The organism is Inconstantimicrobium porci (genome assembly GCF_009696465.1).
Classification (GTDB): Bacteria; Bacillota; Clostridia; order Clostridiales; family Clostridiaceae; genus Inconstantimicrobium; species Inconstantimicrobium porci.
In genome coordinates, this window is sequence record NZ_VULX01000030.1 from 20,147 (window position 1) to 36,347 (window position 16,201).

Consider the following 16,201-nt stretch of genomic DNA (forward strand, 5'->3'; position numbering starts at 1 on the left):
GTTAAGTAAGATAGTGTTACAAGATTATAATAACTATACTAATGTTACAGCAAAGAAGTGGTTATACTATTTTTAAACAAATAAGAATGGAATAGGTCACAGGTCAAAGGTCTGATTTATATGTTAAAAAGTATAAACTAAAGAAAAGGGGTGCAATATGAAAAAGACAATTGAAGATTATGTAGATAAAATAATGAAGCTGCCTGTGAAAAGTAAATATGATAAGTCTGAGCTGCTTGGGCATGATTTCCTTGTTGAAAAAGAAGGAGACATAGAGATATATTATGCACCGCATAATGACTATATCAATCCGCATGCGAAGATTTTTATTGTTGGTATAACTCCTGGATTTCAGCAGATGAGCACTGCTATAGCTGAAGCAAGAAAGGAGTTAGAAAAGGGCACTGATTTTGAAGAGATAAAATATCTATGCAAAAAAGCAGGAAGATTCAGCGGCAGTCTTAGAAAAAATATTATATCCATGCTTGATGAATTGAAGCTTAATGAGAAGTTTGGTATTGAAAGCTGCAGTGAGCTGTTTGAAGAAAAAGATAATATACTGCACACTGTTTCTCTTATCCCTTATTCCGTTTTCGTCAAAAAACAGAATTACAGTGGACATACACCTAAACTATTAAAGAGTGGATTCCTCATGAACTATGTGAGAAATAATTTTGTAGAGGAACTAAGGAATTTGGATAATGCAAAGGATATATTAATTATTCCGCTTGGAAGGGCTGTTGAAGATGTGCTGCTTGAATTGAGCAGTGAGGGAATAATATCCGAAGAGCAGATTTTAATCGGTTTTCCACATCCTTCTGGGGCAAACGTCAATAGAGCAGTTCAGTTTAGTGAAAATAAAGAAAAAATGATTAGCAAGATTAATAAATATAGAATTCACAAGGATAAATAATTGCATTATGTTAGTAGGATTATTCTGTACAGGAAAGTTCTTTTTTCTTCTCTGTCAGCATAGCCATCATATCTATATTTAACAGAGCCGTTTTCGAAAATTGCTTCATAGCCTGTTGTAAAAGCATGAGAAAATGGCATCAATGATGATGACTGGATTGTAACTGCTGTATCTTTGTAATCAAGAAGGGCAGAAATACGAGATTCTCCTTCCTTACTGTTAACTCCAAGGGCAGTGATTTCATTTGCATAACCAAGGAGGTAAGTGACAAAGTCGCATTCATGAATCATAAGATTAGGTGAGATTTTATCAAGTGAAAGATCACCCCATAAGTGAGGAGTTTCTCGTTTTATGTATAAAGCTTTTAGTGTTCCTAATGTATTTTCTGTTATTAATTTGTGTAGATACTTGTAAGCTTCCTCAAAAAGTATAAACATGTCCACAAAACACTTCTTATGATATCTTTCTGCTGCTTCTTTAATAGCTTCTGCATCTTCAATACACAAAGCTGTAGGAGTTTCACAGAAGACATCTTTACCAGCTGCCATTGCTTTTTCTGCATATTCTTTATGAAGGAAGCACGGAAGGCATATATCAACAAGATCAATATTCTTATCATTAATAATTTCATCTATATCAGTTGTAATTTCTACATTCAAGTCTTCTTTGAGTTTTTGTAGTTTTTCTTTATTTCTTCCCCATATCTTAATTGAATCAACGTTGTTCATTATAGCTTTCTGGACCAATGACTTTTACCTTGTCGCCAAAGCTTAATAGTAGAGCTTTCCATAATCGCTCTTTTGCAGGAACATCTACAAATATGCGGCATAACTTTTCATCAAGTATTTCTATTGAGCAGTCTGGAAAGTATTCCTTAATTAAACTTGTCTCATCTTTCATAAACTGGACTTCTATATGAATGCACGTATCATAATATGCTTGTTTAGATTTTTTCATTTTCTCAATGAGTCTAATGTGGCGTCAGTGTATGATGTATATTGTATAATTTTTGATGAAATCATTAGATGATTTCCTAATCTTAATGGAGGACACCTCCAAACCTCTGTAATTATTAATTTCCAAGTATATTAAAGAGAAATGTATTCTTTTCAAATAGGTACTCAAAATTTTCTATTAGGTATGTTAGATTATTCTATGACTGTAACTCCACTACAGGGAGTTACGTCTGAAATTATACACTATACATTATAAATTATAAATTAATATTGACCTTTACCTTAGGTAATACGCTATGCTTATTTTAAGAAGAAAAAAGGGGGGGCTATTACAATATGGATAATAAATTATTTACAGCAGGTGAAATTGCAAAATTATGTGGAGTATCAAATAGGACTATAAGATTTTATGATATTAAGGGGCTTCTTAAGCCTGTTAAGTATTCAGAAAATGGATATAGATATTATGATAAAAACTCAGTGGAGAAGCTACAGAGAATACTTATGTTTAAGTATCTTGGATTTTCACTTGAAGAAATAAGCGCTGTATTTGAAAAAGAAACTAATGAACATTCAATCAGTGTAAAACAGTATAGAAATAATATCTTAAAAGAACAGAAGGAAAATCTGATTTATAAAAGAGATCATATAAATAAGCTTATTGATGCAGTTGAGGTAGCAATTAACTGCAATGATACAGATGAATGGGACAGCATGATTAAAATAATCAATATTTTAACTGAAGATGATGAGAGAGTTAAGCAGTATAAAAATGATGATAATCTTCAGAGCAGAATCAATATACATTCTTATAGCACTAGTTCTATAGGCTGGATGCAGTGGATGTTTAACAATATGGAGTTTGCAGAAAATATGAAGATACTTGATATTGGATGCGGAAATGGATTTTTTTGGACAAGTAATATAGAACACATGCCTAATAATCTTCATGTTATAATGTGTGATTATTCTTTTGGCATGTTGGAAGCTGCACAGGAAGCTCTTAAGAAATGTGAGTCAGTTATAAAGGAAAAAAATATTGCTTTTGAATTTGTACAGGCTGATGCTAATGATTTAAATATAAATGATACAAAATTTGATGTGATAATGGCAAACCATATGCTTTATCATGTGGTAAACAGAAAGGGACTTATAAGTAAGATTTCTGAAATTCTTAAGGATGATGGAGTATTTTACTGTTCAACAGTAGGAAAGAATCATATGAAGGAACTTGATGAGCTTATATTAAAGTATGATAAGAATATTGATTTATCACTATGTAATGTGGCTAAATCATTTGGACTTGAAAACGGAGGAAAACAGCTTAAGGAAAGCTTTGCTGTAGTAGATAGAAAGATACATGATAATAATCTTATTGTAGATAATGCACATGTTATATATGATTATGCACATTCAATGTTAGGAAGTGTACCAGAAGTATTGGACAAATCTGGAGATAAATTCAGGAATATGATAGATGAAATAATAGATAAAGATGGAGCTATGTTTATACAGAAGTCCACTGGTATGTTTATATGCAAAAAACATTAAGGAATGCGAGGTGCAAGAATGATTATAAAATATCCTGATTATAATAACAGTATTCTTAATATTTCTAATTCATTGCTTAAAAGTTTTGGTGCTGAGTATACACATAATACTTTACCAGAGCTTGATGAGGTACTTTCTAAAAATTATAAAAATGTTGTATTAATGGTATTTGATGCAATGGGAAGCTTTAATATTAAAGAGTTTCTCGGCGATGATAGCTTTCTTATTAATCATAAGAGAAAAGACATTACGTCTGTTTTTCCAGCAACAACTACAGCAGCACTTACAACACTTAAAAGCGGTCTTATGCCTTGTGAACATTCATGGCTTGGATGGAGTCTTCATTTTGATGAAGTAGATAATAATGTGAATATTTTCGTTAATACTGATGATAATTATAAGCCTGTAGCAGATTATAACGTTGCAGAGAAGTATATATCATACAAAAGTGTTGTTGATAAGATAAATGAAGCAGGTACTGCAAAAGCTTTTTCAGTTTCGCCATTTGATGAATATAAGATTAACACATTTGAAGAGCTTATAAGCGCTGTTAAAGAAATCTGTGAACAAGATGAGAGACACTATATATATGCTTACTGGCCACAGCCGGATTCTTCAATGCATAAGGAAGGAATTCATAGTAATGAGGCTAAGGAGTGGATTGAAAGAATAAATAACGAAATTGAAAATTTGGGCAGACAGTTAAATGATACGCTTATTATAGTTACAGCAGACCATGGTCATATTAATGGTGATAATAAATTGATAAGTGATTACAAGGATATAACTGATACTCTTAAATGGATGCCTTCAATGGAAGCAAGAACACGAGATTTTTTCGTTAAAGATGGAATGCATGAGCAATTTAAGAAAGCTTTTAATAAGCATTTTGGGAAGGACTTTATACTTTTTTCAAAGAAAGAAGTACTTGAAAAAAACCTTTTTGGGAAAGGGAAAAGTCATCCAAGATTTGAAGGCTTTATTGGAGATTATATAGCAGCTTCTGTAACAAGCAAAGCACTTTGTGTAAATGAAAATGAGTATAGAGAACTTAAAGGTGTACATGCTGGGCTTACAGAAGAGGAGATGACAGTTCCTCTAATAATTATAGAATGTAATAAAAAATGACTTTACAATAAGAAGTTAGTAGAATGACTGTTATAAAGAATAAGTTATACAAAAAAATGAAACATTCAATTTAAGACAAAAAACATATGTTTTAAGAAAAAATATATATATCATTACTTGAATTAATTGATAAATTGCAATAACAAATTGAACTAATTTTATTTTTACGTGATTCTGTGTTATGATTTGAGTAATTCATAGTGATTATCCTCCTTGTTATTTTGGTTTCGCAACTTAATTATAACACGGGTAATCACTATGGATTTTTTATTGGTTCAATTTCATTATACAATTAGTCTATAAAAATTAATAGAAAATATTCAAGATACAAAACAATGTTCGATTATATATATATATATATAATATTATAAGAGTAGGTTTAAGATGAGAGAAGAAAAATTACAACAAATAATTGAAATGATACCAATAATACAAACTTTGTCTGAAGAAGATTTAGTCATTAGTGTATGGGACAGAGAAGCAACTGTGCTATATTGTGTTAAGTCAAAAAGTTTTCCGGCAAATTTTCATTTTGATGTAGGTTACAAAGTAACTGATAGAAATGATAAGTTATTTGTAGCTATGGATACAGGGAAGACAGTTCATAACCATATACCTAAAGAAGTATTTGGTGTAACTATTGAAGGAAATATTACGCCTATATTTGATAATGGTAAAGTTGTTGGCTGTATATCATGTGTGTATTCATTAGAAAAGAAGGAAGAACTTGAAAATCATGCAAAAGAACTTAAAGCTATGCTTGCAGATTCTAAGGATTCTATTAATCAGATTTTAAATGCAGCTATTAATTCATCTGAATATTTAAATCAGGTACACGAGTACATGAGTAAACTTGAGTCATCTGTTAAAGGTGTTTATAGCGTAGTTGAAGCTATAAAAGGTAACACTTCACGTACTAAGATGCTTGCACTTAATGCATCAATTGAAGCTGCAAGAGCAGGAGAAAGTGGCAAAGGATTCAGTATAGTTGCTAATGAAATGGGCAAATTATCAAAAATGAGTGCTGATTCAGTAACAGAAATAAATGAAACTTTAAATGAAATGGTATCATCAATCACTGACGTTGTAAACGCAGTAAAGAAAATTGATGAAGTTTCATACAAAAACAATTCAGAAGTTGAAAAGATAATATCTGATCTTAATAAAGTGCTATAATAATAGACATAAAAAGGTTATTCACTTACTAATTCAAGTGGATAACCTTTTTATTTTATAGATATTTAAAAACTTAAGAGAGGGCAAGACATATAAAGAAACGACTTGGAGCGTGTTAGGGCGGAGACTTTGGAATATGTCTTTCACACCTGTTTATTCATAATTATTCATAAAGTTTCTATTTTTATTTCAAAACGTTTTTTTATCATATAAGTATGAAATGAGGAGATGAGAAAAAAATGTGATTAAAGAAGATTAGAAAGAAAAAATTACAGAGTATTTTAATAGTTTTAATTGTATCAATTTGTTCATTACTTATGTGTGGTTCGATTGTGATTATAACATCACTTAAAAACATTAGGAATATAGACGGAGTCAGCAAGCCATCTTCAGATGAAGAGGTCATAATTCCAAAGGTTATGGCAAGTGAATTTAATATTAATCTTAATGATTATATAGATATTACAAGTGGCGATAAGAAGTATTCATATAAGGTTGTTGGAACATTTGCAGATCCGTTTTCAAAAAATATATCATTTCAGTCTGAACTCCTAGTTACAAAGATACCTGATGGTCTTACAAAAGAGCTGGAACTTAATATATATATGCCAATGAGGGAACAAAAGGCAGTGAAATTACAGATGATTATTTAAAGAACAATAATGGTGTTTTAGAAGGAGCATTTAATGAAGTAGAAGCTTGTTTAACTAATTTAGCAGCAACTGAACAGATTATGGGAGCAATACTATCCATTTAACATGGCTTTAAGAACAATTGAAAGAGACAGAAAAAATACTTTACTTATCGATGTAGGAGATTATATTGATATTTATTTTCCAGGTAAGAAGAAAGTCAGCATGCTTATAGTAGGACTTAGCCAGGGATTTTACAATATGGAGGATAATTAATATGAAAAAAGCAATTATGAAAACTGAACTTTTATGCAAAAGTTTTGTCAGTGATGGTGAAGTAACTAATGTTCTTAAGAATATTAGTTTAGATATATACGAAAGTGATTTTACAGTAATAATGGGAAGTTCAGGATCAGGAAAATCTACATTGTTATATATGCTTAGTGGTATGGATAGTGTAACAAGTGGCAAGGTATTTCTTAATGATAAGGAGATAACATTAGAACAGATGGATTGGTTATAATTACTGTCTAATTAATTATAACCAATCCAGTATTAATTTCTGTCCGCAGTCAGTTAGAAAAACTTTTTTGCCAATACGATCAAAAAGTTTTGTGTTTAGGTCAAGCTCCAGGTTGCGTATATGATCTGAAATTGTAGACTGGGAGTAATTTAGTTCCTCAGCAGCTGCTCTGAAATTTAGTAATTTTGATACAGTAATAAATGTTTTTAGCTATAATTCTAAATTTAAAAATCTAAATTTTAAATTAGTAAGGATGATTATGAACGAATAGTGTATTTTATTCTCTTCGTTCAGATCTCATATCTCTTATCTATGCTAATCAGTGTATCCATCTGGGTTATTGCTTTGCCATCTCCATGAATCTCTGCACATATCATTAATGTCTTTTTCAGCTACCCATCCAAGTTCTTCTTTAGCCTTTGATGCATCTGCATAACAAGTTGCTACATCGCCAGCTCTTCTTGAGTCTATAACATAAGGTATTTCCTTGCCACATGCTTTTGAAAATGCTTTTACAAGTTCAAGAACACTAATACCTTTGCCAGTACCAAGGTTATAAGTAACTAGTCCACAGTTTGTTTTTAGCTTGTCTAAAGCTTTTATATGACCTTTGGCTAAGTCGACAACATGTATATAATCTCTGACACCTGTTCCATCTGGTGTGTCATAATCATTACCAAATACATGAAGCTTTTCAAGCTTACCTACAGCTACTTTTGTAATATAAGGCATGATATTGTTTGGAACTCCCTTAGGGTTTTCTCCAATCTTTCCGCTTTCATGAGCACCAATTGGATTGAAGTAACGTAATAATGCTATATTCCATGAATTATCTGATTTATAAAGATCCTTTAATATATCTTCAGTTATAGTCTTTGTATTGCCATAAGGATTTGTTGCGTGCTGTAATGGTGAACTTTCCTTTAATGGCATAACTTTAGAATTTCCGTATACTGTAGCAGATGAACTAAATACTATATTTTTAACATTGTATTTTTTCATTACTTTTAGAAGCACTAGGGTGCTGGTTAAATTGTTATTGTAATATTCAAGTGGTTTCTGAACAGATTCACCGACTGCTTTTAGTGCTGCAAAGTGAATAACTGCATCTATTTTATTTTCTTTAAAGACTTTGTCCACTTTTTCTTCGTCAAGAAGATCATAATCATAGAATTTAATATCTTTTCCTGTTATCTCTTTTACTCTTTTTAAAACTATTTTACTGCTATTTACAAGATTATCGATTATGACAACATCATAACCAGCATTTAATAGCTCAACTGTTGTGTGACTTCCGATAAATCCTGCTCCGCCTGTAATTAAAACTGTCATAATAAACCTCCTAATTAATCAATACATTATTCTAATAACAATATTAGTATAACATCTACTTAATAAACAAAATTGTAATATATTGCTTTCTTATAGAAGGTTCTTTAGATATATAAACTTCATATTATTGTAGCAAATAAAATTTATAGGAAATAAAGTAAATATAATAATTGACAAATAAGTAACTAGTTACTTATTTGCGTTGGGAGGAAAAATATGATTGATGATCTTAAAACAGATGAAATACTAAGTCAATATGAGATTTTAGGAACAACAAATGAATGAAGATGAAATCAGAGATTTATTTAAGCTTCTGATAAAACTTTATGGTGGAATAGAGAAACTTGAAAAAGAAGTAGATTTAAAAGAATAAAACTTAAATTAGGGGGAAGGGAAATGATAAAGAAGATATTATTAACAGTTTTAGCTGTTATAGTTGTGTTTATAGGTTCAGTTGTGTGGATAGTTAAGGCAAATGATAAAGAAAATAAGGATAACGCTGTGAGTTTTGACAAAGGCAACAGCAGTAAAACTGTGCTGATTGTTTACCAGAATGGCAGATCATCTTTTAGCAAAGATACTGATGAATCTGTTAAATTTAAAGATGTTTTCAAGACAGAAGTTATAGGATCTTTTAAGGTAGTTAAATCAAAGTTTGATGCAGATAAAGACTTACCAATCAAAGAAGTAAGAAAGATAATAAAATAGATTTATGAAATTAAGGCGGTTTGAGCTTATGCAGGAACAAAGGAAATCTTTAAAGAATATACCGGCACTTATATTTGTAAATTTGATTACGCTGTCAAGAATACCTCTAATAATTACCTTTATATATAATCTCATAAATTATCTGAGTACAGGAGCATCAGCAGATAATTTAAAGGCAGTCATAATATCATGCTGCATTATCTTTTCAGATTTTATAGATGGAAAGCTTGCAAGAAGATATGGTGTAACGACAAAGGCTGGGCAGGTTTTAGATATATATCTTGATTTTATATACATAATCGTAGGAGTATTGATATTAGCGGTATACAGGCAGATAGATTATTATTTCATTGCAGTAATAATCTATAAGTTTTTAGAAATTATCATTATCTCAAAACTGTTCAAGGGAAGGTTCTGCTGTAAAAAGGGGACAGACTATTTCTTTGATAGATTAGGAACAATAGTCAGTGGAATTTATTATGTAGTCCCTACTGCAGTAATTAGTCTGACTTACTTAGATGTACCTTTTAAAGAAGTTATTATAAGAGTCAGCCTGATGGTTATTACATTATTAACTTTCATAGCGAGTATTGAGAAGATAAAAAATTCATGTTTGATAAAAAAACTGCTACGTTATAGAGAAGGAAGCAGTATAAATAATTATTTATTTTTGTAGTTCTTTTTATAACTTTGTATTGAAATTCCCATGTACTTTCTGAACATTTTACACATGTGACTTTTATCAGATAAATTTAAATCCATGGCTAATGATGTTTCAGATTTATCTTTAAGTATTTCTGATTTAAGTATTCTCATCTTAGCCTGCATATGGTATTGATTTGGTGTTATACCCATTTCTTTTTTAAAAATTCTTATAAGATGAAATTTTGAAATAAAGAATGTTTTTGAAAGCTCATCTAGGTCAAATTTCTGATCGGCATGATCAATTATGTACCTGCAGATATCAGCAACGACTGTATTACTGCAGGTATTTTCATTTTCGTATTTATGTGAAACAACATCAGAGACCAATTCTAGTATTGAATTAAAGAATTCATCTTCGTCATTATTGTCTTTAAAATTTGAACATAGGGACATGAATCTTTCACTGTCTTTATCAGAAACATAATAGTCATTAAAGTATAACCTACATGACTTTGTTTTAAGTTCATTTTTAAAACAGATAGTTATATATTCATATGTAGAATCAGACTCAAACTTTACTGCAGTATTAGAAGGAATAATAAAAATATCAGATTTTTTTAGCAGTTTTTCATGATTGTTTATATTAAATGATACATTGCCATCAAGAACAGCACCAATGCAGAAACATTCATGGCTGTGCATTGGGAAGCAGTGATTGCTTTTTCCATATAAAATTTCAACATTACCATGTTCATAAAAATGCAGATTATTTTTCACATAAATCACCTCTGATACTATAATTATACTATATAATTTGTGGATACTTAAGGTTTTTAATTTAATAGAGAAAAAGTTCAATTTTGGTGTATAGAATTTTACGTGGCTGTAGAGAAAAAGCGTAAAGAATCGACAAAATTAGACGAGAATTTTAACGGTAAGTTTGATTTGATTATAAAAAAGGAAGGAAATACAATTTATGAATAATGAAAATCAAAATGATGTTAACACGTTATATTATGAGAAATGTAATAAGTTTTTAATAGCAATGGGATCTTTAATATGTATTCTTACTACCATTATGGGGGTGGCAAGGTATTTTAAGGGGGATAGAAGTATTTATTTTGTTATTTTAATGGTATGTATTACTGCTATGTTTATTGGATCTGGAATATATGCCTTAAAAACAAACCCTAGTAGTAAAAAACTCCCTTGGGTTTGTGCAGTATTATTCTCAATAACATATATTGCGAATGTATCAAAATCAGAGGTTCCAGCAACACTTACAATGCTTTATCCAGGTATAGTGCTATTTTTAGTATATAAAAATAGAAGGATTATTATTTTTCAACATTTATGCTGTGCTATAGCAATAATGTTGTTTTTTGTTAATAATGCTGGTAAAGATGTTATATCTGAAGCCGGAGTTATACTTATAATAATCCTTATATTTATACCTACTGCTTCGTATATAGGTAAATTATTAAAAATGTTAGATCATTATATGAATTTAAGTATTGATCAGGTAAATAGTCAGAAAAATGATCTTGAAGAAATGTTTAGCCGATTAAAGAGCACTTCTGATAATGTTAAAACACATTCAGAAGAACTTAAAGTTATCGTTAATGAATTTGGAGAAAGCACAATTACTGTTAATAAATCTATAGATGAAATAGCAGGGGGGGCAAAAAATACAGCACAGAGTATTCAGGAAGAAACTATTCTTATTGATAATATAAATAAGAAAATTAAGGATGTTTCTTTATCAACTATGGAAGTTAGTAAATGCTCAGAAGCTGCTTCGGAAGCCGTAGCTAATGGAACTAAATCTATGGATATGCTTGCCGAGAAGAGTAGATATATCATGCACAAAAACAGTGCTGTAAGTGCCAGTATGAAGGAACTTGAAGTTAAATCTTCTGATATAGCATCGATAACTAATGTAATTTCTGAGATTGCAAACAAAACTAACCTTCTTGCACTTAACGCATCAATTGAGGCTGCAAGAGCAGGTGAGGCTGGAAGAGGATTCGCAGTAGTTGCTGAAGAAATTTCAAAGCTTGCAGAAGAATGTAGAGCTAATGCTGAAAACATTGAAAAAATAGTTGTTCAACTTCAAAATGATACAAAGGAATCTGTTTTAAATGTAGAAAAACTTGTTGAAGAAACTATGGCTCAAGGCCAGATAGTAACTAACACTAGTGAATCATTCAAGAAAATAGAAGAATCTATAAATACTGTACAGGATGAAATACTAGATGTTAATAAGCATATGAAAGATGTTATTGATGCAAATGAAAAAATACTGACAAGTATAATGTCATTATCATCAATATCTGAAGAAACATTAGCTGTATCAGAGGAAAGTACAAGTATATCATCAGAAAGTCTTATAAAAGTTCAAATACTTGAAAGTATAAGTGATAATATATACTTATCAATGAGGGAACTGGAAAAATATTTTGAAAAATAAGTGTTATAACAAATAGGAAAAGCTTCAGTACTAATGTTAGTGCTGAAGCTTTTTGTTATATTAGTAAATTAATTAGTTACCTTTTCTGTCGGGTGCTTTGTCTGTTTTGAAAGTTGAGTTCTTTAATGGTGATAAAAACTCATTGTCAAAGTAGTCGCTTTTCTTTTCAAAAGCTGTATTTACTGTTGAAAGACCATCTCTTTCTATAATTGTTTTCTTATCTGAGAAAAGATTTGTACCAAGCCCTAATCTATCACCTGATATTTGTACATCCATACTTGATAGTATAGTTGGGAACATGTCATAAGGAGCAAATTCCCTATTTGTTGTTTTTACAGGCTTGACAGGTGAATTAAGTATTAAATTAAATGTGCTTCTTCTGTACTTTGGATCAAAATCTTTAAAGAATTTTTTGTCCATACTTAAATGGTCACCTGTTATAACTACAGTTGTGTTTTCATAAAACGGCTGTTGCTGAATCCAACGTACAAACTTAACAGCTTCTTTTGTTGAGTGGGCAATTACATTTGCATACTGTTCAGGATATTTCTTTTCCACTTTGTCAGTCATATAACCGTCTGGGAAATGTGTATCGGCAGTTTCCATTGTAAAGTTGAATGGTTTGCCTTCATTATGAAGTCTAGTTAATTCATCTTTAGCAAACTCATAAAGTTTTTCATCTTCAAATCCCCACCATACAAAGTAGCCTGGAGGTACAAGTTTTTTAGCTCTAGCAGCTTTTGAGTCAAAGATATTGAATTTACCATGGTTTGTAAAGAAAGCTGTAAGTCCCCCAAAATCTGCATCGGCACCAAACATTATCGTCTGATTATATCCTTTTGCTGCTAATATATCTCCTATAGTAACTGTTCCAGGAAGAAACTGTCCATCAAGGCCATATTTGTTTTTAGCAGTAGAAACTTTAAGAGGTATTCCAGCACTCATATTAACCATGCCTGCAACAGACCATGAAGATCCATATGTCTGATTTGCTCCGCCGAATTTATCGTTATGAGAAAAATGGACTCCTTCTTTTGCAAGTTCAGTAAGTTCTGGCATTATATTCTCGTCCATGTATCCACCAAGATCTTTTGAAAGATATGAATTTTCCATTGATTCAAGATAAATATGAATAAGATTTCTCTTTTTTTCAGGGAAAGTCATTTCTGTCTTTCTTGGGTCAACATAATTTTTTTCAAAATAATTTGATGTAGAGAAATATGTAACGACAAGGTCGTTTAAGTGTAGTTTCTTTACACCGTGCGCAACACCACCAACAAGTATTACTAATGACAAAACCCATGATAGGATTTTAATTAATTTAGCTGAGCATACTTTAATTGTTTTATCCTTTATTTCTAAGAATCTATCTGTATTAAGATTTATAAATATAAGGAATAAAACTGTTGTTGATACTATAGCAAATACAGGAGTAAATATAATTTCTGTTACCATACCTGTGCTTGTACCTTTTAATGGTGAATTAAGGTTAAATAAAAATTGTTCTGTAGTAATTTCACCAAAATAATCAATGAACCAGTTTGAAAAATATATAAATACTGATCCGATTATAAAGAATAAAGTCATAAGTAATTTAACAAAGAATGACTTCTTTGAAAAAGCAGTATAATCTTTAGTTAAATTATATCTTGTTACAAGCATTTTCTTGATAAAGATTAAAAGTAATCCCGCTATTAATGAAAATGCTATGTACTTAAGAGATAATGAAAGATTATATCTCGTATAATCAAGTATGTAAGGTATATTCAATATGTATTTGAAAATACTCAGCATAATTATGTTATAGAAAAAAGTGTAAAGTGAAAATTTTTTTATGAAATTTGTGGCTTTTTTTTCATCTTCTAATAAGACAAAACTTACTGAAGATAAAAGAATTCCCACAAGTAGTAAAGTAAATATTTGCATAATGTCCCCCTATATATTTTTAGTAACATAAAGAGTATATCATTATTAGAAAAAAAGTGAATAGAAATTATTTTTTTTTGTTAATATTTACAATTAAGTTGCATAGTGCTAAAATACGTATAAATTTATAGTGTGTTTGGGGTGATATGAATGAAATTGATACATACTAATGGGAGAGATATCAGATTTATAAATTTGTGCAGAGAACTTGATGATTATCTTGATGATACAGTTGGTAAGGACAAGCAAAATACAGAATACAATGTATATATCCTTTAGTAATTGCTATATTGCTTATATGGTTATATGATTATTGTTGTACTTTTATTTATAGGAGGAAGCTTAATATGCAGAATTTAAAAGTTACATATCCTGAATATTTTAAGAAATTCAGATGTATTGGTGGAGTTTGCGAAGACAGTTGCTGCATTGGATGGGATATTGACATAGATAAGATTTCTTTTAGAAAATACTTTAGAACTAACAATGTTGAAATGAAGAGAATTTTTCAAAAGAATCTAAGAAATAATGATGATTATATAAGTGAAAATATAGATTATGGTAAAGTAAAGCTAGCAAAGAATAAAAGATGTCCGTTTCTTGATGATAAGAATTTATGTATTATTTATACTAACATGGGTGAAGAAAGTCTTTCTAATGTATGTACATTCTTTCCAAGAGTATTAAATAAGGTGGATGAGAATTATGAAATTTCACTTGATGTTGCTTGTCCTGAAGCTGCAAGGCTTGTACTTATGCAGAAAGATACAATTAAGTTTGTGGAACATGAAGAAAGTTTCACAAAATATATTGTATCAAGAGATATGGATACGAAGGACAGGAAGTTTGATGATACATCAGTAAGATATCTTAAAGAAATAAGAGAATATAGCACAAAGATACTTCAAAATAGAGAATATGATTTGGACAGAAGAATGTATATGCTTGGACAGTTTATTAACGATGTAGATGATGAAATCAGAAATAACTATAATAATGTGAAAAATTATATAAGAAATTATGATGTAAGCAGCATAGACATGATGTTTGATAATGATGGCATAAATTATATCCTTCAGGTAGACTTCTTTAAAAGGATGATCAACATGCTGCACGTTGAAACAGACGTGGAAAGCGAATCGTTTAAGGAATATACAAGAAAAGCTGTGGATAGTCTTCATCTTAATGAAGATGACTGTATCCAGAAATATTCAATGATGTATGTAGAAAAGTTCAAAAAATATGAAATGAATTTCATGAAAAAGTATAGTTATATCCTTGAAAATTATCTTGTTAACTTTATTTATAACAACCTTTTTCCATTTTCTGAAACGGAATTCATATTTGATGGCTATATAATGCTTTTAAAGAGATATTCGTTCATTAGATTTTATCTTGTGGGGTTATATCTATACAATAACGAAAAACAGACAGAAGACGAGATAGTAAAGTTTATACAGTCATTTTCTAAGACTATAGAGCATCACAAAACATATCTTGTTGATTCATTAGCTTACATTAAGATGAAAGAATTCAACAATATGCAGTTCGCAACAACACTTATTTAATGCGTAAAGCATAATATCTTGATAAAGATTTGAGATATGAGAGCAGAGATAAGAGAACAGGATGGGGCTGTCGCATTAGCAGTTAAAAACTGCTGGCGGCAAGCTCCTTTTTCATATACATTTTTTGAAATTCTATGTGAAAAAATGAACCTATTTAAAAATAAGCGCACTTTAATAGACTATATTAAAAATATAGTTTTTTTATTATTTTATGCTGTTTGTTTTAAATCAAATAAATGTTGCCCCGTATGTTCTGACTGAATTTTATTATGCAGTTTATTCACATTATAAGCCAATGCAAGAAGTATACTTTCTGCAAGTACATTTTCTTTTCCACGACATAAAAATCTTCTAAAGCCCATATCTTGCTTTATCGCGCCGAAGGAACCTTCTACCTGAATGCTTCTGTTTAGTCTAAGTTTACAACCTTCTTCGCTAATTATTCTCTCAAAATCCTCTTTTCGATAATGATTGAATTGCTTTGATGTTTCGAGTTTTTTTGTTCTATCTTCCAATGGAGTTTTACAATTATGGCCTTTTATACAACTAGCTTTAAATTTGCAGTTATTACAATTTTCACAAGTATAAATTGTTTTGGTACTTACATAACCAGTTTTAGATTTTCTTTTTTTTATATCATTTGCGTAAAGCCTTCTATTATTTTTACAGACAT

19 protein-coding genes are annotated in these 16,201 nt (G+C 30.2%); 12 read left to right on the top strand and 7 right to left on the bottom strand.

Annotated elements, in window-relative coordinates:
• Positions 1–157: 157 nt before the first annotated feature.
• On the top strand, positions 158–913 hold the full coding sequence (locus FYJ33_RS13865; protein ID WP_154532308.1) for a hypothetical protein: 756 nt from the start codon (positions 158–160) through the stop codon (positions 911–913).
• Between the two features lie 5 nt (positions 914–918).
• Here FYJ33_RS13865 and FYJ33_RS13870 read toward each other — a convergent pair whose 3' ends face one another.
• Together FYJ33_RS13870 and FYJ33_RS13875 are read right to left on the bottom strand one after the other, a co-directional pair.
• A complete protein-coding gene (locus tag FYJ33_RS13870; RefSeq protein ID WP_154532309.1) occupies positions 919–1,641 on the bottom strand; it encodes a Gfo/Idh/MocA family protein in 723 nt (240 codons plus the stop codon).
• Entirely contained in the window at positions 1,628–1,813 is a 186-nt protein-coding gene (locus FYJ33_RS13875; RefSeq protein WP_154532310.1) for a WYL domain-containing protein, read from the bottom strand. Before FYJ33_RS13875 ends, FYJ33_RS13870 begins: the two co-directional genes overlap by 14 nt.
• Before the next feature lie 392 nt (positions 1,814–2,205).
• On the opposite strand from FYJ33_RS13875, the gene FYJ33_RS13880 reads away from it, so the two are divergent.
• The 6 genes from FYJ33_RS13880 (at position 2,206) to FYJ33_RS13905 (ending at position 6,879) form a co-directional block, all read left to right on the top strand.
• Positions 2,206–3,420, top strand: coding sequence for a MerR family transcriptional regulator (locus tag FYJ33_RS13880; protein WP_154532311.1), 1,215 nt, complete (start codon positions 2,206–2,208; stop codon positions 3,418–3,420).
• An 18-nt stretch (positions 3,421–3,438) separates the two neighbouring features.
• A complete protein-coding gene (locus FYJ33_RS13885; protein WP_206046705.1) occupies positions 3,439–4,548 on the top strand; it encodes an alkaline phosphatase family protein in 1,110 nt (369 codons plus the stop codon).
• 384 nt (positions 4,549–4,932) lie between these two features.
• Positions 4,933–5,724, top strand: a complete 792-nt coding sequence (locus FYJ33_RS13890) for a histidine kinase N-terminal domain-containing protein (protein ID WP_154532313.1) — start codon at positions 4,933–4,935, stop codon at positions 5,722–5,724.
• A gap of 332 nt (positions 5,725–6,056) precedes the next feature.
• Positions 6,057–6,377, top strand: a complete 321-nt coding sequence (locus FYJ33_RS13895) for a hypothetical protein (protein WP_154532314.1) — start codon at positions 6,057–6,059, stop codon at positions 6,375–6,377.
• A gap of 105 nt (positions 6,378–6,482) precedes the next feature.
• A complete protein-coding gene (locus FYJ33_RS13900; protein ID WP_154532315.1) occupies positions 6,483–6,632 on the top strand; it encodes a hypothetical protein in 150 nt (49 codons plus the stop codon).
• Position 6,633: 1 nt separating this feature from the next.
• Entirely contained in the window at positions 6,634–6,879 is a 246-nt protein-coding gene (locus tag FYJ33_RS13905; RefSeq protein ID WP_154532316.1) for an ATP-binding cassette domain-containing protein, read from the top strand.
• 15 nt (positions 6,880–6,894) lie between these two features.
• On the opposite strand, the gene FYJ33_RS16505 is transcribed toward FYJ33_RS13905, so the two are convergent.
• A complete protein-coding gene (locus FYJ33_RS16505) occupies positions 6,895–7,077 on the bottom strand; it encodes a helix-turn-helix domain-containing protein (protein WP_328598712.1) in 183 nt (60 codons plus the stop codon).
• A 117-nt stretch (positions 7,078–7,194) separates the two neighbouring features.
• A complete protein-coding gene (gene galE, locus FYJ33_RS13915) occupies positions 7,195–8,211 on the bottom strand; it encodes a UDP-glucose 4-epimerase GalE (protein WP_154532317.1) in 1,017 nt (338 codons plus the stop codon).
• A gap of 396 nt (positions 8,212–8,607) precedes the next feature.
• Here galE and FYJ33_RS13920 point away from each other — a divergent pair, with 396 nt between their 5' ends.
• Together FYJ33_RS13920 and FYJ33_RS13925 are read left to right on the top strand one after the other, a co-directional pair.
• Complete coding sequence (locus FYJ33_RS13920; RefSeq protein ID WP_154532318.1) at positions 8,608–8,919, top strand: hypothetical protein; 312 nt, start codon at positions 8,608–8,610, stop codon at positions 8,917–8,919.
• Between the two features lie 28 nt (positions 8,920–8,947).
• Positions 8,948–9,595 (top strand): CDP-alcohol phosphatidyltransferase family protein, encoded by a 648-nt coding sequence (locus tag FYJ33_RS13925; RefSeq protein WP_206046706.1) that lies wholly within the window; start codon positions 8,948–8,950, stop codon positions 9,593–9,595.
• Here FYJ33_RS13925 and FYJ33_RS13930 read toward each other — a convergent pair.
• Positions 9,580–10,341, bottom strand: coding sequence for an AraC family transcriptional regulator (locus FYJ33_RS13930; RefSeq protein ID WP_277643075.1), 762 nt, complete (start codon positions 10,339–10,341; stop codon positions 9,580–9,582). The two genes, FYJ33_RS13925 and FYJ33_RS13930, sit on opposite strands and share 16 nt — an antisense overlap.
• 199 nt (positions 10,342–10,540) lie before the next feature.
• Here FYJ33_RS13930 and FYJ33_RS13935 point away from each other — a divergent pair, with 199 nt between their 5' ends.
• Complete coding sequence (locus FYJ33_RS13935) at positions 10,541–12,034, top strand: methyl-accepting chemotaxis protein (protein WP_154532320.1); 1,494 nt, start codon at positions 10,541–10,543, stop codon at positions 12,032–12,034.
• Between the two features lie 72 nt (positions 12,035–12,106).
• Here FYJ33_RS13935 and FYJ33_RS13940 read toward each other — a convergent pair whose 3' ends face one another.
• The gene (locus tag FYJ33_RS13940) at positions 12,107–13,960 is read right to left on the bottom strand and encodes an LTA synthase family protein (RefSeq protein ID WP_154532321.1); all 1,854 of its coding nucleotides are present in this window, start codon (positions 13,958–13,960) and stop codon (positions 12,107–12,109) included.
• Positions 13,961–14,110: 150 nt separating this feature from the next.
• Between FYJ33_RS13940 and FYJ33_RS16735 the strand changes: the two genes are divergently transcribed.
• Together FYJ33_RS16735 and fliB are read left to right on the top strand one after the other, a co-directional pair.
• A complete protein-coding gene (locus FYJ33_RS16735; RefSeq protein WP_268891471.1) occupies positions 14,111–14,239 on the top strand; it encodes a hypothetical protein in 129 nt (42 codons plus the stop codon).
• A gap of 68 nt (positions 14,240–14,307) precedes the next feature.
• Positions 14,308–15,528 carry a flagellin lysine-N-methylase gene (gene fliB, locus FYJ33_RS13945; protein WP_154532322.1) on the top strand — a complete coding sequence of 407 codons (1,221 nt, stop codon included), beginning with the start codon at positions 14,308–14,310 and terminating at the stop codon, positions 15,526–15,528.
• Between the two features lie 209 nt (positions 15,529–15,737).
• On the opposite strand, the gene FYJ33_RS13950 is transcribed toward fliB, so the two are convergent.
• Positions 15,738–16,201, bottom strand: a 464-nt coding sequence (locus FYJ33_RS13950; protein WP_154532323.1) for a transposase, incomplete at its 5' end; no start/stop codon positions are given.

Coding starts and splice junctions, on each gene's coding strand:
- FYJ33_RS13865 (WP_154532308.1), top strand. CDS start 158: ATGAAAAAGACAATTGAAGATTATGTAGATAAAATAATGAAGCTGCCT.
- FYJ33_RS13870 (WP_154532309.1), bottom strand. CDS start 1,641: ATGAACAACGTTGATTCAATTAAGATATGGGGAAGAAATAAAGAAAAA.
- FYJ33_RS13875 (WP_154532310.1), bottom strand. CDS start 1,813: ATGAAAGATGAGACAAGTTTAATTAAGGAATACTTTCCAGACTGCTCA.
- FYJ33_RS13880 (WP_154532311.1), top strand. CDS start 2,206: ATGGATAATAAATTATTTACAGCAGGTGAAATTGCAAAATTATGTGGA.
- FYJ33_RS13885 (WP_206046705.1), top strand. CDS start 3,439: ATGATTATAAAATATCCTGATTATAATAACAGTATTCTTAATATTTCT.
- FYJ33_RS13890 (WP_154532313.1), top strand. CDS start 4,933: ATGAGAGAAGAAAAATTACAACAAATAATTGAAATGATACCAATAATA.
- FYJ33_RS13900 (WP_154532315.1), top strand. CDS start 6,483: ATGGCTTTAAGAACAATTGAAAGAGACAGAAAAAATACTTTACTTATC.
- FYJ33_RS13905 (WP_154532316.1), top strand. CDS start 6,634: ATGAAAAAAGCAATTATGAAAACTGAACTTTTATGCAAAAGTTTTGTC.
- galE (WP_154532317.1), bottom strand. CDS start 8,211: ATGACAGTTTTAATTACAGGCGGAGCAGGATTTATCGGAAGTCACACA.
- FYJ33_RS13920 (WP_154532318.1), top strand. CDS start 8,608: ATGATAAAGAAGATATTATTAACAGTTTTAGCTGTTATAGTTGTGTTT.
- FYJ33_RS13925 (WP_206046706.1), top strand. CDS start 8,948: ATGCAGGAACAAAGGAAATCTTTAAAGAATATACCGGCACTTATATTT.
- FYJ33_RS13935 (WP_154532320.1), top strand. CDS start 10,541: ATGAATAATGAAAATCAAAATGATGTTAACACGTTATATTATGAGAAA.
- FYJ33_RS13940 (WP_154532321.1), bottom strand. CDS start 13,960: ATGCAAATATTTACTTTACTACTTGTGGGAATTCTTTTATCTTCAGTA.
- FYJ33_RS16735 (WP_268891471.1), top strand. CDS start 14,111: ATGAAATTGATACATACTAATGGGAGAGATATCAGATTTATAAATTTG.
- fliB (WP_154532322.1), top strand. CDS start 14,308: ATGCAGAATTTAAAAGTTACATATCCTGAATATTTTAAGAAATTCAGA.